Raw genomic sequence first — 22,222 nt, forward strand, 5'->3', positions numbered from 1 at the left:
TGTTATCGCGTTTAATCTAAAACTTGTGTCATGCCCGCCAAATGGTGCCAATAGCCATTGCAATCGTGGTTGAGCGGTTGCGGCTGGGTGCCTGCTTGGTTAGCACGGAATTTGTCTACCCATTGCAAGGTGTCAAGCGACAGTGGGCTTAACCGCACCACGTCCACCAGCCCTTGCATCGACGGTAAATCGTTAACGAGATTGGCGCATTGCCCGGACTGGGTTTGAATGCCGTTCAGCACAAATACCGCTTGACCCTCTTGGGATTCCGTTAACCGTCCATTGGGGTATTTTAGGCAGCGCAGCTCGCAGTCATCTTTGGCACGGTTTTCTGAGCGCGCGGTAAAACAGCGTGCCGAATAAGCCAGTGGCAAGTAACCATAGCCAGTGACCTCCACCTCAAACTGGTCGCGAATACCCAGTGCATCACAGCCGTTCAACATATTCACCAACCAATCGCGCGAAAGCTCCACCGGCATCACCCAGCGTGTCATGCCTAAGTCGACAAATTGCTTTAATGTTTGCGGGTTATAGCAGTTGATGGCCGCCCCCACCACAAAGGGCTGCCGACGCTCGCTTAAAAATTGCACCGCGCTCAGGTCATTCGCTTCAATGCGAATATCATCATTATCACAGTAGCGTTTTAGCATGGTCAGCTCTGAGGGCGCTTCAATCAGCGCCATGGTCGAGAGCACCACTTGTTTACCAGACTCAGCCAGCTCACGCGCGAGCCCGATCCAGTCTTTGGTTTTCAGCTCTCGCCGCTTAGCACAGACGGTTTCGCCGAGATAAATCACATCGGCTTGGCTGTCTGCCGCCGCTTGATAAAAGGCTTCAACCTCAGCCTTGGGCCAGTAATACAGGATTGGCCCGAGAGAAAATTGCATCATAACTCCTTATTGCCACTTGCGATGGTAAGCACCCAAACTGGTTTGCACCCCTTCAGAAAGGCTATCGAGCGAATGCGCCCAATCCGGTGCAATATCAAACGCCTCGGGGTTTGCGACACAGCGATCAATCGCTTGACGCCATACCCGTGCAACTTGCTCCACATATGCAGGGCTGCGCTGACGACCTTCGATTTTGACCGATTTGATCCCGGCGCGATAAAGCTCAGGCAGGACACTTAAGGTGTTCAAACTGGTGGGCTCTTCCAGTGCGTGATAGCGGTTGCCGTCGACACAGAAACGGCCTTTGCAGAGGGTGGGATACCCCGCTTTTTCGTCGGCTTGATACCGATCAATCAAGACACCATTTAAGCGCGACTCCAGCCCTTGCTCAGTATCTTGCCAGCGCACGAATGCCGCCGGTGAGCAAGCGCCCACGGTATTGGGCGACTGGCCGGTAAGATAAGACGATAAATAGCAGCGCCCTTCGGCCATAATGCACAGGCTGCCGAAGGCAAATACCTCTAAGTCAACATCGGTATCGCGTGCTAGTTGTTTAACCTGATGAATAGACAGCACCCGCGGCAATACCACTCGCTTAACGCCATATTGCTGCTGATAGAAACGGATCGCCCCAGCGTTAGTGGCGGATGCTTGGACAGAAAGGTGTATATCCAAATCGGGATAGGTGTTGGCGGCGTAATCTAAACAGGCCATATCAGCAAGGATCAGTGCATCAGCGCCATTTCCGGCGGCGCTATCAATGGCATATTGCCAGCGGCGCCAACCATCGGGGTGAGCAAAGGTGTTAATGGCAACGTGCAAGTCTTTGCCGTGGTCATGCACATACTGACTGGCACGCTGCAATTTGCTGTCGGTGAAGTTCAGCCCAGCAAAATGGCGCGCATTGGTATCATCTTTTAAGCCGACATACACCGCATCGGCGCCATGCTCGATCGCTTTTTTAACCGCCGGAATATTGCCCGCCGGACAAAGGAGCTCCATAACATTGCATTCCATTTTATGATTGTCCGGCTAAGATAAGGGCGTTGCCAGTGTGGGGGGTTGATATGTATCAAGCTCACTTCCCCATGAGGATAAAAATCGCGATAAATGACGCTGTTGCCACAAAAATCCTCCTCATTTTTGACTCGGATCCAATGGCAGCGCCTCCTACCTCGCTACTCTAGTGGCACTCAACCATTGGCACCAAAGGAAAGCCAAATGCTCGTTAACCCAATCACACAACAACCCCTTGCTCTGCCACTGCCTCAGCCCAATCTGATTACACCAGGCCTAAAAGCGATCACTCAGTTACCACAAGGGCTACAGGCCCAGGTGTTGACTAAATTGATGAATACCGCTTTTACCGTGCCGCTGGCGGAGGAAGAGTTCGACTTTCTTGCTGGCCGTACCATTCGCATTGGTTTGCGCGATCTCAACGCCAATTGGTTCGTGTCACTGAACGAAAGCAACCAATTATTAGTGGGTTTATCGGGGGAAGAAGACGCCAGTATCGAGGGAGATTGGTTAGCGTTTTTAAAAATGGCTACTCACTATTGCGATCCGGATACGCTGTTTTTCCAGCGTCAACTCAGTATCAGTGGTGATACCGAACTTGGGCTGCATGTGAAAAACCTGCTTGATAGCCTCGAAATCGACACCCTACCCAAGCCGCTGGCACGCTCACTGACGTTAAGCCATCACTACCTCACTAAACTCGCGTTGTAGTGCACAAGCTGATGCGAGCTCATTGCCCAGCGTGCTCACCCGCCAACCAAGCTTGCGTGAGTGAGACCGTCTGGGCATCAAAATCAATACAGGCTTGAGCCCCCAAAGGTATGGTTAACATCGGATGCGTATGGCAACTGTCAAAACCATCAACCACAGCGAGCGGCTGGCCATCGAGTATTTCTTCAAGAACATCATAGGTTGAACGTCCCGTTCCTTTGTCATCAAACAGCTCGTGTTTACCAAGTAACACCGCACCTACCGTATCAAACACTCCGGCCAGTTTTAGGTGTGCGAGTGAGCGCTCAACCGTGGCAATATCCAACAAAGAGTCCTCAATCAGCAGAATATCGCCTGTTTCAATCGCTGGCATATAAGGCGTTCCCCAAATCCCATTCAGCGTATTGAGATTGCCACCGATAATACGCCCATTTACCTGACCTTTACCCATAAATTGCCATGCATTCTCATAGGTCAGTTTTGCCTCTGTCTGTTCACCCCAATCAATCATGACATCCGTCCATTGGGCAGGCATCTTATAGGTCATCGGCAGCGTTACATTCTCAGTTGTTACGGCTCGAAACGCGTCAAAGGTTTCATCGACCAATGGCGGGAACTCCCCTAAAGACGCCACTAAGGCTGGTCCATAAAAGGTGATTAATCCCGTTTTGGCATAGATACCGAGCAGTAAAGCAGTGAGGTCCGAATAACCCACGATAATCTTAGGATCATCAACCAAAGCGGCATAATCGATATAGGGAAGCAAAGCATTGCTGTTCATTCCACCAATCGTGGACATGATGCAGCGCACATTCGGATCACGGATCAACTGGTTGAGCTCTTCCGCACGCGCCTTGATCGAGGCTGAGCGATAGTGATCCGATTGCCCTGTCAGTGCCCCCGCCTTAAGGTCAAAGCCTTGTGCTTTGACATAGCCCATCGCGCGTTCAAACCTTTGCGGAGCAAATACGGTGGCAGGTGATGATGGCGAGAAAAAGCCAATTGTCTCGCCTTTTTTAAGAGGTGGTGGCAGTAACATGTTGTCTTCCTTGATATTTAATACATCTACGATTAAATCAAACAGTAGAGACAATCACAATCCTTCGATAAAACCGCAGCAGTCAAACTGTCATCGTTCGGGTGCGATACCACTTGACGGTGACAGGTGCGAGCTCTTTTAACGCGTTACGTACCATGATGAACGGCACTTTGATAAAGTAGAACGACATCAATACCATCATCATAGGGTCCGCATAAACCGCATAATCCGACCAAGGTGAATGCGCCACTAACCAAGCACCTAAAAAGCCTAAGGTGACTGCGAGACTTAATAAGGTGTCCATTTGCCACTGGCGCGATTCCGCCTCCACCAACTGGCTTTGCCCTGCTTGATTTTTACGCGCAATCATCCACCATCCGTAACCGCAACCCACCACGTTGACGATACCAAATAACACCGCCAATGACGGATTAACCGCACGTCCGCCCTCGACCAAGGATGATACCGCTTCGTAAAGGGAATAACTCACCAACAGCATAATCACGGCACCTTTAATGGCGACAACAAGCGGAGTGAGCAGCGCACGTGTGATCGGCCTTGCATAGCGCGAGTGGATATACCATGACGCGCCCAGTGACAACAAAGTTAACACTAGGCTAATCAACGAGTAGATACCGTCGAACATAATCACTAAAGAGCCAGCAAACCACCCTACGGCCAGGCCGGTGATGGCAAACCCTAATGCTAAAAGGGCTGAAAACACTAAGACTGACTTTTCATTGATCACGTTTTGAGGAGACATAAAACACCAAAAGTAGAAAACACGCACACATTCTTGGTGCTACTGCGCCGCTTTACAAATGCGAACTTGCTGGTGTTTTCATCATCCCGTTAGGTGGAAAATGAAAGGCATTTAATTTCAATAATTTATAACAAAAATCAACTGTCAGTATTTTTGACACTCAGTGTCCTAAACACATTTTAGTTATGAGATAGCGCAAAATCGCATTTTGCTCTTATATAACTATTGCGCATACTAAGCGCACATTTAGATTCTTTATGGACTAAGAAGATGAGGAAAGGTATTTTGCTTGCTGCCATTACCTTGCAGCTTTTTCTCGCAGTGACCAGCACGGGATGGTGGCAGTTTGCTGCGGCACTCAGTGCTTTTTTATTGGTCGCGGTACTCCGTTTGCCTCAGGACACACCGCACGAGTGATCCTGAAGCAAAACCGGACAACTAAGCAACAAAGAGCAGCCAAGCAAGCGACGAGCAAGAGATAATCACCCATAGCGCAATGCCAAAAAACAGGGGCTTGGGGCCTGCGGCACGTAGCTGGGCAATAGAGATACTGCAGCCTATCAAGAACAAGCACACCACCAACACTTGCTTAGCCACCGCGAAAATCACATCGTAAATCGGTTGTGCTTGCACAAACACATCACTGATGCCGATAGCTAAGCAATAAAAGACAATAAAAAATGGAATAGTGATTTTTTTGGCGTGACTACGAAACATCAGTGCACTGACAAAGGCGACAGGCACAATCCATAACGCACGTGCAAGCTTGAGTGTCGTGGCGGTGGTTAATGCTTGCTCACCATAGGCAGACGCCGCCCCCACCACCGATGATGTATCGTGAATCGCGATCGCCGCCCAAGTCCCAAAGGTATGCTGATCAAGCCCTAACGCATGCCCAATCATCGGAAATACAAACAGGGCTAGCGAGTTCAGTACAAACACGGTGCCCAGCGCGAGGCCAATTTGTTCATCATCGGCATTGATGGCGGGCGAGACGGCCGCGATGGCACTGCCGCCACAAATAGCTGTTCCCGAGGCAATTAAATGACCCGTTTTTCGATCCAACCCGATCAGCTTGGCCAGTATCGTGCCAAACACCAGAGTGCCCGTAATGGTGGCAATAATCAGCCCTATCCCGTCGCCGGTAACCGCCAACGCCTCTTGCAAAGGAATACCAAACCCCAGTCCAACGATAGAGTACGCGAGGAGCTTTTTAGTGATCTTAGTGAGCGGTAATCCGCTGGGTACCCCGCCCAAAGACGTAAGTAAAAAACCGAGTACTAAAGCGATGGGCGAAGTGACCCAGGGGGTTAAGCACGCGAGGACCGCGAGAGAAAAAGGCAGATAACGAAGATAGGCAGTCATAATTAGGCTCGATGACAATAAGTGGGCTAGATGAAAATAAGTAGGCTCGATGACAATCAGCCGGGTTGATGAAATCAAGTGCAAGCATTCTAGCGCTATGTGTGCGATCAGAAAATCTTAAACTTTTTCGAGTCAGTTAAAAACGCCCGAAAAAGCAGCCTAAGACAATGATATAAATCACTTTTAATAGACGATTTAGAAATTAAACAAGATCTAGAAATCAAACAAATAGTTAGTAATGCTATCGTTCAGCCATTGGATCCCAGGGTGTTCGGCCATACCAGACGCCGTAAACAGGCAATAATCTTCTTGCGTGAGGCCGTAAGTATGCTTGATCACAGCCAAGCGCTGCTCGCGGAGGTGTTTGCGGATCAGCGGCTCAGGTAGCACGCCCCATGCCTCTTCTTGCAAAATGGTATTGAGCATATATTCAAAGCTAGAAAAGCCAATATAGCGGCGTGAGAAGGGTTGAAGCTCGGGATTGTCTTTTTCGTTGAGGTAGACCATTACCGCTTGCATGGCGTTACGTAGTTGATCATCACTGACCCGACGTAGTCGACTCAACGGATGCTCACTGTTACATACAGACATCATGCGAATTTTACCCAGCGGTTGGTAGTTGATACGTGGGTCGTCAATACGCTCGTAATCGACCCCAAACGCAAAGTCGACTTGTTGGGTTTCAACCAAGTTGGCCAAATCACCGCTCGAGGCCAGCACAAGGTTAAAGGAGGTCGCGGTAAAGCGCTTGTTAAGCTGATGGGCCCAATCCTGCCAAAGTTGATCGGGAATGGCATCATCACGCGCGATCCATACTTCGGCATTAAATCCCGCGTTCGCTTGCTCGCAAGTACGGCGAATACGCGCCGCCGTGACCGATATGCTCTCGAAATCTTTGTACACAGCTTTGCCGATTTCCGACAGTGTTAGACGGTTACCGGTGCGATAGAACAATTCGGCGTTAAGTGATTGTTCTAGCGCTTTAATCGCCATACTTAAACGTGAGCGATTCACATCCAGTTGACGTGCTGCTTCAGACACTGATCCGGTGTCTGCCACTGCACAAAACGCATCAATTTGGGTTAGATTCATGCCGCCCTCCTCGCGCTATCCTACCGGAGCACGGCAAAGACACAAGCAATAAAGGCGTTAGCATTTGTGTGTGACACCTCGTATAGTTACTTGCTCAACCCATTAAAAGCACTGACTTTTTTGGTTAACTCCTTCATGCGTTGATCAAAGCTGGTCACTGCTTGTTCACTTTGTTCAAATACCTCTTGGGTGCGACTTCCCTGCTGCGCTAACTCTTCAATACTTTGATTAATCTCATTCACGGCGCTGCTTTGTCGATTAGCACCATCAGCGATCCGCGCATTGTGCTCAAATAATTTTTGTAGGTTGCTATCCAAGGTGTCCATATTCGCAACCGCTTTTTGGTGAGTATCAAGACTATTCTGACTATCTTGGCTCACTTGATTAATTTGTCCGGTTACATTGTCGGATGCAGCACGAAGCTGATTGATGATTTCTTGGATCTCACTGGTCGACTCACCGGTACGTTGTGACAGCGAGCGCACTTCATCAGCAACCACCGCAAAGCCGCGGCCATGTTCCCCCGCGCGTGCGGCTTCTATCGCCGCGTTAAGTGCCAGTAAATTGGTTTGTTCGGAAATGGCACTAATCACTTCAAGCACTCGAAGAATATTCTCAATATGGTGATTGAGCTCATCCAAGCTAGTTTGGCTCGAGGTCATGTTTTCACCCAGTTGCTCAATATGCCGCAAACTGGTATGCATACCACTTAAGGCCTCTTTAAGCGCCGCATTCCCAGCTTGGGACAGCTCGCCGGCGTGATTTGCCGAATCCGTCACCTCAGTGGTAATTTCAGTAATATCTTGGCTGGCCGCAGAGATAGTTTGCAGCGATTGTTGCTGCACCATCCCTGCCTGATTCACTTCGTGGGCTTGTTGTTTTAGTACCCCAAATGCGGATTGCGACTCGTCAACGGTATGGTTCACTGCCTGCAATGCGTCACGAATACGCGCTAATAGACCGTTAATTTTATTGGCAAGACGTCCGACTTCGGCTTGATCTTTTACTGATATCTGATGACCCAAATCGAGTTTATTGGCAATTTCATCGACTTCAGTTGAGAGTTGCTTGATCGGTTGGGTCAAATTACTGATCACCCAGTGCGTGACAAGCAACGCAATGGCAATAAACACCAAGGTTACTAACAAAGACTGGATAAACTGATTCAAGATGGGTTCCGTTATTTGTGCTTTAGGGATTTCAACCACCACAAAGCGATCTAAGTCTGCTAGCCAGTAAGATCCAACAAAAAATGCTTTATCATCAATAGTTACTTCGCTAATAACCGGTTTATTGGCTCCTTTCGTCACCGCTTGCTGAAAGCGATTGGCGTTGTCTGCATTCAGTGCGGAGTCCGTTGGTGCCACCTCTACGCTGCCGTCGCGCGCGGCTAACATCGCACGCCCTTGCTCTCCAATGCGAAAACCCTGCACGAGATTAACCAAACTGCTGACATTAAAGCCGACACCCGCCACCACATAAGGCTGACCGGTAGCAGCGTTGACAGGGACACTCCGATAATTAATAAAAATCACATACTCGCTGTTATTCACATCGCGATTCATGTTCAGCTCATAAGGTTGATTTTTATTCAAAAAATTGGGGTAGAAATCACGATAAGGGTAGGTCTGCATCGAGCTGCTCCGATGCTCACCATCATAGGTAAAAATATACTTGCCTTGCTCTGTGTCTATCGTCGCAAACGCATTATCTGCACCAAGACGCGTTTTTGCGTTGGAAAGTGCCTGATGAATTGGCGCGAGATTAGATAAGTCTCCGCCATTATCCACCCAATCGATTAGCCCCGAATGGTGAGCAAGAAAGTTAGAGCCCGTAATTGCTGGCTGCAGTTCATTACTGATCTCAAATGCCAACCCACGTAACTGACTAGGCAGAATGATATTTTTTAAATCATCAAGCTGTTTGTTTGCTGATAACATCGCTTGTTGCACCATCGCAATCAGCGTGCTGAGCACTAAAATGGTTGAGAGAACGATATAAATCCGCTTTCTGATTGAAAGAGTTTGCCAACGCATACACTGTCCCTTTTTATTATCACTACTAACCAACATATCAATATTAGTCAGCAATCTAGACAGCGGTGCCGATTATGATAGAAAAAATAGAATATATCGCTTAATGAGCGTATGAGGCTTCTTTTTGACTAGTTTATGGGAGAAAATGGAGCAATAAGGAACGATAAAAGCGAATAAGAAGCACAATTAATGGCCTAACAACATCATGGCAATACAGCTGATTTGTTGCTTAATATGAATGAGTGCTTCGATAAAAAAGAAATGGAACTTGGAAGGGATGTGACATGATGATGTCACAGGCTATGAGTGCTATGGTGCCCCGGGCCGGACTTGAACCGGCACAACGCGAACGTCGAGGGATTTTAAATCCCTTGTGTCTACCAATTCCACCACCGGGGCGCACCTCATAGACGCGGTCTAATTTAATGATTTGCCAATATAAATCAATCTTTTTTTTCTTGTGCCGTGTCAAGTGTAGACAATTCACCCAAGCCGGTTAAATTTCACTCACTTTACGTTTAACTTAGCCAATACATCTTTGACATAGGGTGCTTTATGCTTCACATAAACATCTTGATCGCGCACTCCTTGGGCTAGTATTGCATGTTTGGTGTTTTCGTACTTAATCCGGACATCTGGGTTGTCGAGCAAGTGTTGCTTGTACGCGAGTTGGCGATGATACTCTTCACTGTCTTTTTCAATCACATGTGCATGTATCAAAAAGCGTTCACCTTGATAAGTCACTGACGCATCTTTACGAGGACGGTGCGCTGGAAAAGGCTGATCACTGTGCTGATCTTGGAAGCCTAACGCGTAGAGGTGATCCACAGCGTTCTCGCGCTCTCCCGGATAATACAGAATCGATAAATCAATGATCCCTTTACCGCCAACTTTGGCAGACGTTGAACCAAAATGCAGCACATCAATGCGAGATGTAGAAATATGGGTAGAGAGCGCTTGGGCCACGTCCAAGTAGATTGATCTCCATGGGAAGAAGTTGGCGTCGATTAATTGGTAAGGCTCGAGTGTGATCATAATGTACCTTAGCGAAGAAAGAAAAGCCGATGAACGCTTGTAACTTGGCACCGGAGCCTCACGAGTCACTGTGCCAAGCTACTCGCGTATAGTACCATCGGCATTCGTACACACAAATCATCCCACTGTGCCATATGTACCTTCAGCCTAGGGCGAATTAGAACCATCTTGGTTGCTGTCTAGTGCTGTTTATAAGGTGCAGAACACCCTGGTTCGCTGCATGGTAGTTCCCTTGAGCCGTTAGCTTTGGAATCCTGCCGCTTGCATCAAGACCCTAAATAACCAAGAAACAGCTCCGAGCGCAGCTACGCTTGCTACCCAGATGCCGACCAACCAAAGCCATCGCTGCCAAGTGGGTTTTGTGGTGTCAGCCATTAGTGATAAGCCTCATCGGGATTCACTTTGCCGCTAAATACGCGGTAACTCCAGTAGGTGTACATCAAAATAACAGGGATGATAAACACCGCGCCGACTAGCATAAACTGCAAGCTTTGTTGTGGTGAGGCTGCCTGCCAGATCGTAATGCTGGGTGGAATAATGTGCGGCCAAATGCTAATTCCTAGGCCAATAAATCCGAGTAAAGTAATACACAACGCCATTAAAAAAGGACGGTGATGGGCATGCTCAGGACGCGCACGCCATAACCGCAACAAACAAAAAGCGGTAAAAAGAGGAACCGGTGAGAGCGCAAAAAGGTTCGGCATACTAAACCAACGGTCTGCAATCCCCGGATACGCCAACGGTGTCCAAACACTTACTATCGCGATGCATAATGCCATCAGCGCCACTAATCGACGGCTCAGATGATACATACGCAGTTGTAGTTGGTGTTCAGTTTTCATGATGAGCCAAGTGGCACCCAATAGGCCATAAGCAATGACTAACCCAACACCACAGAAAATCGGAAACGGAGCCAGCCAATCGAGTCCGCCGCCGGCAAAGGCGCGCCCTTCAACGGGAAAGCCTTCAATCACAGCACCAACGGTTACCCCTTGAAAGAAGGTGGCAAAAATAGACCCAGCCATAAAGGCGGTATCCCAAAAGCCATGATGCCCAGGTAATGCCTTGAAACGGAACTCAAACGCCACGCCGCGAAAAATGAGCGCCACCAGCATCAAGGTCAGCGGAATCGTCAATGCGTCAACAATGACCGCATACGCCAACGGGAAGGCACCAAATAGTGCGGCGCCTCCCAGAACCAGCCAGGTTTCATTACCATCCCACACGGGTGCTACACTATTCACCATCAAGTCGCGCTCTTCTCGATAACTGACAAACGGCATCAGAATCCCGATACCCAGATCAAACCCGTCCATCACGATGTACATCAAGGTAGCAAACACGATAATGCCAAACCAAATCATTGCTAAATCCATGTTTCCCCCTTACACACGGCCAGAGACAGTTAACGGTTCATGGGGCGTGTCATCATGTTGATCCGGGCCTAATTTAATTTGATGGATCATATAGATATACCCCAACCCAAAGACTAAGCCATACACAACAAAGAAGCTGATCAAGCTGATACTCATATGCAAATCACCGTGCGCAGAGACCGCATCCTGGGTGCGTAGCAGACCATGCACAACCCAAGGTTGGCGTCCGACCTCGGTGGTCACCCAGCCGGAAAGAATGGCGATTAGGCCTGCTGGCCCCATATAGAACGCGAAACGAAGCAATCCCTGATGTTCAAACAGGTGTCCTTTATAGCGCTGCCACGCCCCTAATATGCCAAGCGTGATCATCAATAGCCCTAAACCCACCATCAGGCGAAAAGCCCAGAAAACTACCGGGGAGTTAGGCCGGTCTTCAGTAAGAAATTCTTTTAGCGCAGGAATTTGCTCGGTCAAACTATGCTGTAAGATCAGACTGCCCAGATAGGGGATTTCCACTTTATAGTGGGTGGTTTCATCTTCCATATCCGGCAGGCCAAACAAAATGAGAGGCGTGGGTTCTCCATGACTGTTGTCCCAATGCCCTTCCATCGCTGCAATCTTAGCGGGCTGATATTCCAAGGTATTCAAGCCGTGTAAATCTCCGATAAAGGCTTGAATGGGCGCGGTGAATAACAGCATCCACATCGACATCGAAAACATCCGCTTCACGGCTGGGCTGCGCTGCCCTTTGAGCAGGTGCCACGCCGCCGACGCGCCAACAAATAACGCACTGGATAAAAACGCGGCCACCACCATGTGCGCCAAGCGATAAGGGAAAGAAGGATTAAACACCACCGAGAACCAGTCCACAGGGACAACTTGGCCATTAACCACTTCATGTCCTTGCGGGGTATGCATCCAACTGTTGGAGGCCAAAATCCAAAAGGCGGAGATCACGGTGCCCAGCGCCACCATAGAGGTCGCAAAAAAGTGCAAACGATCACCGACACGCTGCCAACCGAAAAGCATGACCCCTAGAAAGCCAGCTTCAAGAAAGAAGGCGGTTAGCACCTCATAGGTCAGCAGTGGGCCGGTGATGCTGCCCGCAAATTCCGAGAAGCCACTCCAGTTCGTGCCAAATTGGTACGCCATGACCAACCCAGACACCACGCCCATCCCGAAATTTATTGCGAAGATTTTCGACCAGAAAAGGTAAAGCGTTTTATACTCACGCTCGCGCGTTTTAAGCCACAACCCCTCGAGCACCGCGAGATAGCAGGCGAGACCAATGGTAATCGCGGGGAAAATAATGTGAAAAGAAACCGTAAACGCAAATTGAATACGGGCCAACATAAATGCATCAAGACCAAACATACGTGAAGTCCACTTTAGTGATTAGACTAACGCGCATGGTAGAAGCCCACGATCAATGTGCCCATATACAGACGAATCAGATTAAACTATAACAGTCTACTTTATGCAGTGTTATAGTCTCAGTAAGTCAGTCGTCCCTATGGTGAAAACATGTCTAAGTATCAACAGCTTAGTGAACAGATAAAACAACAAATTCAGACCGGCATTTGGCACGTTGGAGAAAAGCTCCCCTCTCTTAGAAAACAGGCCGCTTATTCAGGTTTGAGTATGATGACAGTGCTACAAGCCTATCAACTGCTAGAAAGCCAAGGTTGGATTGTTTCTCAGTCCCGCTCAGGCTACCGCGTCGCCCCCCATGCCGAGCTTACCCAGAATAGGTCAGACAGTGCCATCCATCCTACTGAATCGGTGGATATTAATGACTACATTTTCGATGTGTTGCAAGCCAGCCGCTCCCCCGGCATGGCAAGCTATGGGCATGCGTATGTCGATCCCCTGCTTGCTCCCCGCCACCAAGTAAACCGTTCGCTCACCACCGCGGTACGCTTTATGTCCATTCACAGCGTGGTCGATAATCTCCCTCCGGGCAATGCTCAACTGCGCCACCTGATTGCCCAGCGCTATGCGGCACAGGGGATGCAAGTCTCTCCCGATGAGATAGTGATTACCGCCGGCGGGCTAGATGCACTCAACCTTAGCTTACGCGCGGTCACTCAGCCTGGTGACTGGGTCGCGGTAGAAAGCCCCGCGTTTTACGGCGCGTTACAAGCACTTGAAAATAGGGGGCTGAAAGCGATGGCGATCAGAACGCATCCCACCGAAGGCATTGACCTTGATGCCTTAGAACGCGTCTTGCAAACTCACCCGATTCGCGCTTGCTGGTTAATGAGCAATCATCAAAACCCGTTGGGTTATTCGCTGTCAAACGAGAAGAAAGCGCGTCTAGCCGATCTAGTTAAACGCTATCAGGTTTACTTAATCGAAGATGATGTATATGGCGAGCTCTACGAGGGTGAGCACAAACCACTGCCCACCAAAGCATTCGATAACAGTGGCCATGTCTTGCACTGCTCATCGTTTTCAAAAACGCTGGTCGATGCCTTCCGCCTCGGCTGGGTTGCGGCAGGAGATCAAGCCCAGAAGCTACAAAAGCTCCAACTGATGAGCACAGTGACCACCAGCGTCCCGATTCAGCTTGCCGTCGCGCACTACTTACACAACCGAAACTACGAGCACCACTTAAAGCAACTGCGCCGCACACTCGCCAAGCGAAAAAAAGCGACATATCAATTTCTTATTGACCACTTGCCCCGAGATGTTGAGGTAGTCAACAGTCAAGGCGGATACTTTTTATGGATTGCATTGCCCAAAGGCAGTAATACCACCGCGCTGTACCACCTTGCGCTCAAACATCATATCAGTATCGCACCGGGTAATATGTTTGCCACGCACGCACAGTTTGCGCATTGCTTTCGGCTCAATGCGTCTTACCCGCTCGATCATGCTCATCAAAATGCGCTGGCAACCTTATGCGATTTGATTGCACAGCACATTCAAGGTTTGATGAAAAACTAAGACTGGTTAAGCAACCAAGTGAGGATCGCTTTGCGTGAAGTGGGTGTCGCTTGTTGATACCAATACCCCATCATCTGCAAAGGCTGACTCTGGGTGGTTGGCAGTGTGCCACTACCATCACGATTAGCAAACGCCCAATCGGCAAATGCGTTACGGTCAGATTCATTGGCTTTTTGATACCAATAATCAATCATCGCTTCAGGCTTCTGTGCCACTTTTTCGCTCGTTTCAGCACCACTAGCAACCAAGGACGGATTAATCCTTTTTCCCACTACCCGCGCCGCTTCTTGATTCGCGGCGGTAAAATACGCTTTAGGGATAGAAAACTGCACACGATTACCACCGCCTGAACTGTTAAAGATAAAGCGTACGTTTGACTCAGGCCAGTTCGCCACGGTTTCGGGAGACAATGGGAACGCGACATATTGCGTGGTTACACAATGTTCGGTGCAAGACTCTGATGTTACACGCATATTTTCTAGTTGAATGGCTTCTCCGTTGATCGTTACCGAATTAAACTCTTGATAATTTTTAAAAAAAGATACTTCTGTGATGAGTTTCGAAGAAGCTAGTTCAGCTTTATCCACATCGCCGGTAGCGTAATTACCCACATAATGGGACGCTGCTTTAACAATATCGGCACCTACCAACGCTTGTGTATCTGGCGTGATCGATTTTGTTGCGATTTGTACATAGTGGTGCCGCTCTTTGATTGATTTCACCACATCGTCAAACTCACTAGACGAATCGTAGCTCGCGCAACCAACCATCAATAAACAACTAGAAGCAGTAATCAGACGTAAATAAGTGTTCATAAACCACCCTTATTGGAAGCAAAAAAACCGGCCTTCCTGGCCGGCGAAAAATAGAAAGGCAAAGCTGTAGACTAAAAGTTGTATTCAATCCCAACACGGGCAAAGGCACTTTTCTCGTCGGCGTTATAGGCATCATGTTGACCAACGCGTAAATACGGTAAAAAACCGTTATGAGAATACATTAATTGACCCGCAATCACTGATTCGCTGTCATCAACATTCGCGTTGTTATCAAGATCGGAGTCACCATTCGCTGCATAACCAAGACGATAGCCCCATGGACCACTCCAGTATTCACCGACTACTGACACTTGTTCTTGTTCTGCCTCAGTATCTTTGTTGACACCATCTGTCTTGTATACACCATCATTGTATTTATAGGCTGCAGACACCTTAAATCCGCCAGGAAGTGGGATCTCAACCCCGGCTAAATAGGCTTGAGTATCAATGTCATCAGAGTAGTTGGAGTTGTATTCGTAACCGCCGTGCAACGTAAAGGCCTCTGCCACAGTATAGTGTGCCGCAGCGCCAAAATGGTTTGAGCCGTTGACATCTTTATCGCCACGTCCAACAGACACATCGAAACTAAAACCATCGAAGTCTGGTGAGTCATAGCGTGCGATATCGCCTTTACGATCATAATGCGACTTAGTGTCCGCACCCCAGTCGAAGACACGGCCTAACCCTGGGTTTGAATAGGGCCAGTCCACCACTTCATACAAAGGCGTAAGCATTCGACCAAAGCGCACCTGACCCCAGTCGCCTTTCATACCGATAAAGGTATCACGTCCGCCAAGTGTCGAGCCTGTACCATCTTCACCCACATAACCTGACTCAATTTGCATAAAGATATAAACATCTTCATTGAAGTCTTTTCCCGCCCGGAATCCAATTCGAGACTCATTCTCGTAATCGTAACCGTTGTTATCCTCTTGATAAAATGCGGAAATTGCAGCAACACCATAGATATCAACATTATAATCACTCAACACGCCAACCACATTGTCATGATCAGCTGCTATCGCGCCTGTTGAACCAATAGCGACCAGTGTGCCCAAAAGTGTGTGTTTAAAAACTTTGTTCATGAAATACTCCTGCTGCCTGCAAGATGAGGTCTTGCCCCGTTGGGTTATTAAGTTTTATCGAGTGCAAAACCGATTCGAAAACACAAACATTCATGTCATGTTTTCACCCCGCTGCTTACACATTTCGTGTAACCACATCTCCAGACTAAATACGCAGAGAAAAATATCAATCACGACTTAATTTTTAATGCGAATAATATGACGGTGAGCATATTTTAGGCATTTTTATGACATAGATCTGACATTGAAATGCAACACTAAAAACATAAGTATTTGAATATTGTATTTTTTATTTTATGTCTCACAAAGACACCTTAAAACAAGCGTAACCATCTTTATTCCCATAGGCATATAAAACAGCCTCTCTTATTCAATAAACCCCTATAACGCTACGTTAAAATCGTAAAAAACCCCTTTCTTTTTTTATTGTGGAAATTAACAAGATTGCATACATGTTCAACGCTTGTTTTTTACCAACAAAATCAGAGAAATCACGTAAAAAACGTAAAAATAAGTGAGATAAAAACTAACTATGTAATTATCTATTGGAAAAAAAGAACAGGTTTGCGTTTTAGCAAAAGACACATGCCGGATGACCGAAACGAGGCGATCGGGAGGACACACTCAGTCGTAACGTGTTGAGTGCAACAAAAAATGATGAAATTCAAAAGATCAGTTAGCGTGTCATCACAGTACTGACGTTACATGATAAATTAGTTAATAGACATATAACCCGAATCGGCTGTCACACTACACATGGCGACGCACAGAAAGGACTCATCATTAATGAAAGGACTACGTTGGATTCTGCCCTTAGTGGTATTAGGGCTCGGCTACCTTGGCTATACTGCTATTGCGGCAACAGAATCAGAGACACTGGTCGATAATCCCGCTCCTCCTCCGCCGATCGTCGATACGCAGTTCATCACGCCCACGCAACATCAAGTAGTCATCACGGGGCATGGTGAATTAATGCCGCTGGAAACCACGCAAATCTCCGCGCAAGTATCGGGAGAAGTCATGGATTGGCACCCGAATTTTGTCGCCGGTGGCATCGTAAAACGTGGCGACGTGCTCTTCTCTATTGAGGCGGATAATTATCAGGCGGCGGTGCTCAGTGCAGAGGCCGATCTCGCCAGCGCGCAAGCCGCTCTCATTGAAGAACAAGCGCAAGCCGCAGTGGCAAAGCGCCAAGCAAAAAGCTTGCCTCCGACACAGGTCACCGATCTCTATTTACGCAAACCACAACTATTAACGGCCAAGGCGCGGGTGAAGTCGGCCCAAGCGGCATTAAAACGCGCTCAACGCGATCTTGATAACTGTCAAGTCACCGCCCCCTATGATGCCCTAGTGGTCTCACGCGATATCGGTGTGGGTCAATATATTAGCGCAGGCACGACTGTGGGTACGATCAACAATGTTGAAGTGGCGGAAGTCCACGTACCTGTGGCTGGGTTTGACAGTGCATTTCTGCCCGAACAACTCGAAGGGATTCAGGCCTCGCTGACACGAAATGGCACATCGCCGATTCATCGCGAAGGCACCGTGGTGCGTGATTTAGGGATTGTGGAACAAAGTACACGGATGATGCGTGTGGTGGTGCGTCTTGATGACCCCTACGGTATCAGCTCGCCTAAACCAACTCTGCCCTTCGGCAGTTATGTTGAGGTGGCCTTTAACGGCACCACGTTAGACGCAGTATTTAAACTTCCCCAAGCCTTGGCAAATAATCGACAAGTTTGGGTGGTCGATGGCAAGGGCCAACTTTCATCTCGCGCCTTGAATATTGTCCGTGCCGAAGGGCAATACCTTTATGCGGACCAAGGGCTAAGTGCCAATGACCAGATTGTGACAACGCCCCCCGAGTTTCCTGAAGCGGGAATGACGGTACGCGTGGCATCGCAGGTTGCGCAGGAGAACGACGACGATGAATGAAGCCCCTACGCCACCTCGTGGTCTCATTGCGTATTTTGCACATAACCCTGTCGCGGCGAATCTGATCATGATTTTTGTATTGATCATGGGGATCGCGAGCTACTTCTTTATTCAACGTCAGATGTTCCCCAACATCGAAATTAATTATATCCATATCACTGCTGACTACCCAGGCGCCTCGCCACAAGAGGTTGAAGAAAGCATCCTCGTAAAGGTGGAAGAAGCCATTAAAGATGTCACCGGCATTGAGTCTGTGGTATCGACAGCACGCCGAGGCTTTGGCCGTGTCGAAATCGAAGTGGATGTTGGCGAAGACCTCAATGTGGTGTTGGATCGGGTGAATCAGAAAGTCGATGCCATTTCTAATCTGCCCGCGTCTATGGAGCCGCTCAATGTGTCGCAAGTTGAGTTTCGACAAACAGTGATACGCATGGCGGTGGTGGGCGACAAGCCACTGACCGAGCTAAAACCCGTCGCACAAAACATCGAAGACGAGTTACTTCAACTTAACGATGTGACATTAGTCGAGCTCAGTGCCCCTAACTACGAAATCGCCATTGAAGTTGCACCGCAACAATTAAGAAAATACGACCTCACTCTGGGTCAAGTCAGTGATGCCATAGCCCGCTATTCAGCCAACTTCTCAGCCGGTGAAGTGCGCACCGATAGCGGTATGATCGCCATTCGCGTGGAAAACCAACGCTATCGCGGCGACGAATTTCGACAGATCCCGATTAAAATTGGTCCAAATGGTAGCCGACTACGACTGCAAGATATCGCGACCATTAAAGATGGCTTTACCGAAGGTGAGCGCTATTTTAAATACTCTGGGCAAAATGCCATCTTTCTCTCGGTGAACGCGACAGCGTCGCAAAACATGGTTACCGTCGCCTCCGCAGTCAAAGATTACATCGAGACGAAAAACAACACGCTTCCAGCCGGCTTGGCGCTAAAGTCCGTGGTTGATATGACCCACTACTTAAACGCGCGCTTGGACATGATGCTCAAAAACTTGCTGCAAGGGGCAGTGCTCGTCGCGTTGTTACTGACCCTCTTTTTACGCTTTAAGCTAGCTATGTGGGTGCTCGTTGGACTGCCTGTTTGTTTTCTTGGCGCGGTTATGCTGATGCCAGTGATAGGGGTTAGTATTAATATTGTGTCGTTATTTGCCTTTATTATGGTATTGGGGATCGTCGTTGATGATGCCATTGTGATAGGCGAAAGCGTTTATACCGAAGTCGAGCATAAGGGCGGTGGTGTGAATAACGTGGTTGCCGGTGCTCAACGGGTTGCAACGCCCGCTACCTTTGGGGTATTAACGACCATTGCAGTGTTTGCCCCTTTTTTGATGTCTAGTGGACCAGAGCGTGCCTTCTTCTTTGGTATCGCCGCCATTGTCATCTTGTGCCTGGTATTTAGTTTGATTGAATCCAAACTCATCCTTCCAGCACACCTTGCTCATACCCACTTTTCTACCCCTAAACCAAATAGCTTACGCCAACGCTTTAACCGCCGTTTTCAGCAATTCATTCACGGCCCTTATCGCCGTACAGTCACCCGGGCCACACACTGGCGTTGGTCTGTACTTACCGTATTCATTGCCCTATTGGCTATCAGTATTGCTTTGGTGGTGGCCAGCCACGTTCGTATGGTGCCGACGCCGAAAGTACCACATGACTTCCCCAATATTCGTTTAGAGATGAATAACAACGCATCGAGCGAACAAACCATCGCTGCCCTAAAAGCTATCGAGCGAATGGTCTACGACGTTGATAACAACACTCAAGCGGAAACCGGCCAAGCCATGATCAAAGAAACCCTGGTATTTAATGAGGGCCGAACCGCTGGGCAGCTGGTGATCCCCTTGGTGGATGATGCCGTTCGTCCCTTTACCACTTTTGAACTCTCTCGGCGCTGGCGCGATGCCATGCCTGATATTCCGGGGGTGAAAAAGCTCACCATTCAAGACGATGTCAACGGCGGAGAACAAGGTGATGAATTTGGTTACCTGTTATTCGGCCCCGATATTGATACCCTCAATGCCGCTGGGCGGGCGCTGATGTCACGCCTTAATCAGCAACCAGGGCTTTTCGATATATCCTCTTCGATGGATTCTGGCAGCCAGGAAATTCTGATCTCGCTCACTCCCGTCGCCCATGATCTGGGGCTGGATCTGACGACCATTGCCCAGCAAGTTGGGGGCAGCTTTTATGGCGGTGAAGCACAGCGATTGATCCGAGACGGTGAAGAAATCAAAGTCATGGTGCGGTATCCAAAGCGCACGCGAGAAACCTTCTCATCGCTACGCTATGCCGTGATTACGACGCCAACGGGGCAACAAGTGATGCTGGGTGATGTGGTCAACTTTGAGCAACAGCCTGGGATCAGTAGCCTTCGCCGTGAAGCAGGGTTTCGCACTGTCTACGTCTATGGCGCCATTGATGAAGAGCAAGTAGAACCCAACCAAGTGGTTGAAACGATTCGACAATCGGTAATACCTGATGTGTTGGCCGATTATCCTGAAGTCACCAGTGAGCTCAGTGGCTCGATTGAGGAGCAACAAGCTCAGCAAAGTGAGCAACTGCTGTTTTTTATCGCTGGCATGATCGTGGTCTATGCATTGCTTGCCGTACCATTAAAAAGTTACACCCAGCCATTAATCATTATGTCGGTGATCCCATTTAGTCTCACCGGCGCCATTTGGGGACATTATTGGTTTGATATCGATTTGAGCTTGATGTCGACTTTTGGCTTAATTGCCGCGGCAGGTGTGGTGGTCAACGATTCACTGGTAATGACCGATTACATCAACCGGGCTCGGCAAGCGGGCGTTGCAGTCAAACAAGCGGTGATTGACGCCGGCTGCGCGCGTTTTCGTGCCATCACTCTCACCTCCATCACCACCTTTGCCGGGGTACTGCCGATCATGTTTGAAACTAGCTTACAAGCACGATTTGTGATCCCCATGGCAGTGGCGTTAGGCTTTGCCGTGATGTTCGCAACCTTGCTCACACTGATTCTTGTGCCTTGCTTGTACCTGATATTGCAAGATATTGGCAGAGTGTTGCAAAGACTGATGCAACGCGTCTTGCCAACGGCATCAGAGGATCAACTCCGCTAGATCAAAAGATTCAATCGGCTAGCGCCCTACAAAGGGGTGGCCCAGCGCGGCCCCTTGTGCGCCTGTTTGTGTGAGTGTCTCGGCGATCGCTGTCATCGCAAGCCAGCGATTTTCACACCAGGCAGGTGCTAACAATGTGGGTGGACGTGCACTTGCCGACACCCGATGGTAAACCACCTCTGGTGGCGTTCGCTGAATCATCATCGAGGCGCTAGCGATGTAATCGTCGAACGAAATTTCCCTTTGTCGCCCAGCTCGCCACGCCTTTGCCATGGTGCTTCCTTCAACGATGTGCAGTGGATGCAACTTGATCCCATCGGTGCCCGTATTTACCACTGTATCAATCGTCTGTTGATGGGCCGTTATCTCCTCCCCTGGCAGGCCGACAATTAAATGGGTGCACACTTTGATCCCTAAGGCACGGGCCTTTGTTGCGACCTGTTGGTATACCGCGACGTTATGCCCACGATTAATGCGTTTGAGCGTTTTATCATGGCCGGTTTGTAAGCCAAGCTCTAACCACACCTCAAAGCCTTGTTGATAATAATCTGCAAGCAAATCGAGCACGGCATGCGGCACGCAATCAGGACGTGTTCCCACACATAATCCCACCATGTGCTCTTGGGCCAGTGCTTGCTCGTACAACACTTTTAAACGGGCGACTTCATCATAGGTGCTGGTATAAACCTGAAAATACGCTAAATAACGGCGGGCACGATCCACTTCTTTGGCGCGTTGACTGAGTTGTTGACTGACCGATGCATGTTGCGCTTTTTCATCCGCAAACGAGGCCACATTACAAAACGTGCAACCGCCCCGTCCCAACGTACCATCGCGGTTTGGGCAGCTAAAACCACCGTGCAACGTCAGTTTATGCACCCGTTCGCCATAGCGGTGCTTGAGATCTTGGCCAAGTGTATTAACTAACTGGTGCAGCTCCATGGTGCCTCGTGGCTCAATACAAAGTCGCATCTTAGCAGCACAAACCAGAGG

General features: G+C 48.8%; 18 protein-coding genes, 1 tRNA gene and 1 pseudogene. 5 read left to right on the forward strand and 15 right to left on the reverse strand.

What is annotated here, in order from left to right; genetic code table 11:
• Positions 1–11 precede the first annotated feature (11 nt).
• Entirely contained in the window at positions 12–887 is an 876-nt protein-coding gene (locus tag HLG76_RS08025; RefSeq protein WP_175993432.1) for a U32 family peptidase, read from the reverse strand.
• Positions 888–896: 9 nt separating this feature from the next.
• The gene (locus HLG76_RS08030; RefSeq protein WP_077576595.1) at positions 897–1,892 is read right to left on the reverse strand and encodes a peptidase U32 family protein; all 996 of its coding nucleotides are present in this window, start codon (positions 1,890–1,892) and stop codon (positions 897–899) included.
• A 219-nt stretch (positions 1,893–2,111) separates the two neighbouring features.
• Between HLG76_RS08030 and HLG76_RS08035 the strand changes: the two genes are divergently transcribed.
• On the forward strand, positions 2,112–2,618 hold the full coding sequence (locus HLG76_RS08035; protein ID WP_175993433.1) for an SCP2 domain-containing protein: 507 nt from the start codon (positions 2,112–2,114) through the stop codon (positions 2,616–2,618).
• A 19-nt stretch (positions 2,619–2,637) separates the two neighbouring features.
• Here the strand turns inward: HLG76_RS08035 and HLG76_RS08040 are convergent, their stop codons facing one another.
• On the reverse strand, positions 2,638–3,657 hold the full coding sequence (locus HLG76_RS08040; protein WP_175993434.1) for a S66 peptidase family protein: 1,020 nt from the start codon (positions 3,655–3,657) through the stop codon (positions 2,638–2,640).
• Between the two features lie 130 nt (positions 3,658–3,787).
• A pseudogene (locus HLG76_RS08045) lies at positions 3,788–4,420 on the reverse strand (cation transporter); the annotation flags it as partial.
• A 270-nt stretch (positions 4,421–4,690) separates the two neighbouring features.
• Here HLG76_RS08045 and HLG76_RS08050 point away from each other — a divergent pair.
• Positions 4,691–4,837, forward strand: a complete 147-nt coding sequence (locus tag HLG76_RS08050; RefSeq protein WP_021023946.1) for a hypothetical protein — start codon at positions 4,691–4,693, stop codon at positions 4,835–4,837.
• A 21-nt stretch (positions 4,838–4,858) separates the two neighbouring features.
• Here HLG76_RS08050 and HLG76_RS08055 read toward each other — a convergent pair whose 3' ends face one another.
• The 8 genes from HLG76_RS08055 to HLG76_RS08090 form a co-directional block, all read right to left on the reverse strand.
• Positions 4,859–5,785 carry a YeiH family protein gene (locus tag HLG76_RS08055; protein ID WP_175993435.1) on the reverse strand — a complete coding sequence of 309 codons (927 nt, stop codon included), beginning with the start codon at positions 5,783–5,785 and terminating at the stop codon, positions 4,859–4,861.
• A 213-nt stretch (positions 5,786–5,998) separates the two neighbouring features.
• Complete coding sequence (locus HLG76_RS08060; protein ID WP_021023944.1) at positions 5,999–6,877, reverse strand: LysR family transcriptional regulator; 879 nt, start codon at positions 6,875–6,877, stop codon at positions 5,999–6,001.
• Positions 6,878–6,963: 86 nt separating this feature from the next.
• Positions 6,964–8,913 carry a methyl-accepting chemotaxis protein gene (locus HLG76_RS08065; RefSeq protein WP_077774661.1) on the reverse strand — a complete coding sequence of 650 codons (1,950 nt, stop codon included), beginning with the start codon at positions 8,911–8,913 and terminating at the stop codon, positions 6,964–6,966.
• A gap of 312 nt (positions 8,914–9,225) precedes the next feature.
• Positions 9,226–9,312, reverse strand: a tRNA-Leu gene (locus HLG76_RS08070).
• 108 nt (positions 9,313–9,420) lie between these two features.
• Positions 9,421–9,948, reverse strand: coding sequence for a GrpB family protein (locus tag HLG76_RS08075; RefSeq protein WP_175993436.1), 528 nt, complete (start codon positions 9,946–9,948; stop codon positions 9,421–9,423).
• Positions 9,949–10,188: 240 nt separating this feature from the next.
• On the reverse strand, positions 10,189–10,323 hold the full coding sequence (locus HLG76_RS08080; protein WP_077669357.1) for a DUF2474 domain-containing protein: 135 nt from the start codon (positions 10,321–10,323) through the stop codon (positions 10,189–10,191).
• Positions 10,323–11,324, reverse strand: a complete 1,002-nt coding sequence (gene cydB / locus HLG76_RS08085) for a cytochrome d ubiquinol oxidase subunit II (protein ID WP_175993437.1) — start codon at positions 11,322–11,324, stop codon at positions 10,323–10,325. Before cydB ends, HLG76_RS08080 begins: the two co-directional genes overlap by 1 nt.
• A 9-nt stretch (positions 11,325–11,333) precedes the next feature.
• Positions 11,334–12,698, reverse strand: coding sequence for a cytochrome ubiquinol oxidase subunit I (locus tag HLG76_RS08090; RefSeq protein ID WP_175993438.1), 1,365 nt, complete (start codon positions 12,696–12,698; stop codon positions 11,334–11,336).
• A gap of 150 nt (positions 12,699–12,848) precedes the next feature.
• Here HLG76_RS08090 and HLG76_RS08095 point away from each other — a divergent pair, with 150 nt between their 5' ends.
• The gene (locus HLG76_RS08095; protein WP_175993439.1) at positions 12,849–14,273 is read left to right on the forward strand and encodes a PLP-dependent aminotransferase family protein; all 1,425 of its coding nucleotides are present in this window, start codon (positions 12,849–12,851) and stop codon (positions 14,271–14,273) included.
• Here the strand turns inward: HLG76_RS08095 and HLG76_RS08100 are convergent.
• Together HLG76_RS08100 and HLG76_RS08105 are read right to left on the reverse strand one after the other, a co-directional pair.
• A complete protein-coding gene (locus tag HLG76_RS08100) occupies positions 14,270–15,088 on the reverse strand; it encodes a hypothetical protein (RefSeq protein WP_175993440.1) in 819 nt (272 codons plus the stop codon). The two genes, HLG76_RS08095 and HLG76_RS08100, sit on opposite strands and share 4 nt — an antisense overlap.
• Before the next feature lie 71 nt (positions 15,089–15,159).
• On the reverse strand, positions 15,160–16,173 hold the full coding sequence (locus HLG76_RS08105; RefSeq protein WP_077669353.1) for a porin: 1,014 nt from the start codon (positions 16,171–16,173) through the stop codon (positions 15,160–15,162).
• Between the two features lie 786 nt (positions 16,174–16,959).
• Here HLG76_RS08105 and HLG76_RS08110 point away from each other — a divergent pair.
• Both HLG76_RS08110 and HLG76_RS08115 read left to right on the forward strand, forming a co-directional pair.
• Positions 16,960–18,108 (forward strand): efflux RND transporter periplasmic adaptor subunit, encoded by a 1,149-nt coding sequence (locus tag HLG76_RS08110; protein WP_175993441.1) that lies wholly within the window; start codon positions 16,960–16,962, stop codon positions 18,106–18,108.
• The gene (locus HLG76_RS08115) at positions 18,101–21,229 is read left to right on the forward strand and encodes an efflux RND transporter permease subunit (protein ID WP_175993442.1); all 3,129 of its coding nucleotides are present in this window, start codon (positions 18,101–18,103) and stop codon (positions 21,227–21,229) included. The genes HLG76_RS08110 and HLG76_RS08115 overlap by 8 nt, the downstream gene beginning before the upstream one ends.
• 18 nt (positions 21,230–21,247) lie before the next feature.
• Here HLG76_RS08115 and HLG76_RS08120 read toward each other — a convergent pair whose 3' ends face one another.
• The gene (locus tag HLG76_RS08120; protein WP_175993443.1) at positions 21,248–22,171 is read right to left on the reverse strand and encodes a TIGR01212 family radical SAM protein; all 924 of its coding nucleotides are present in this window, start codon (positions 22,169–22,171) and stop codon (positions 21,248–21,250) included.
• Between the last annotated feature and the right edge of the window lie 51 nt (positions 22,172–22,222).

Source organism: Salinivibrio sp. EAGSL, assembly GCF_013366455.1.
Lineage (GTDB): Bacteria > Pseudomonadota > Gammaproteobacteria > Enterobacterales > Vibrionaceae > Salinivibrio > Salinivibrio costicola.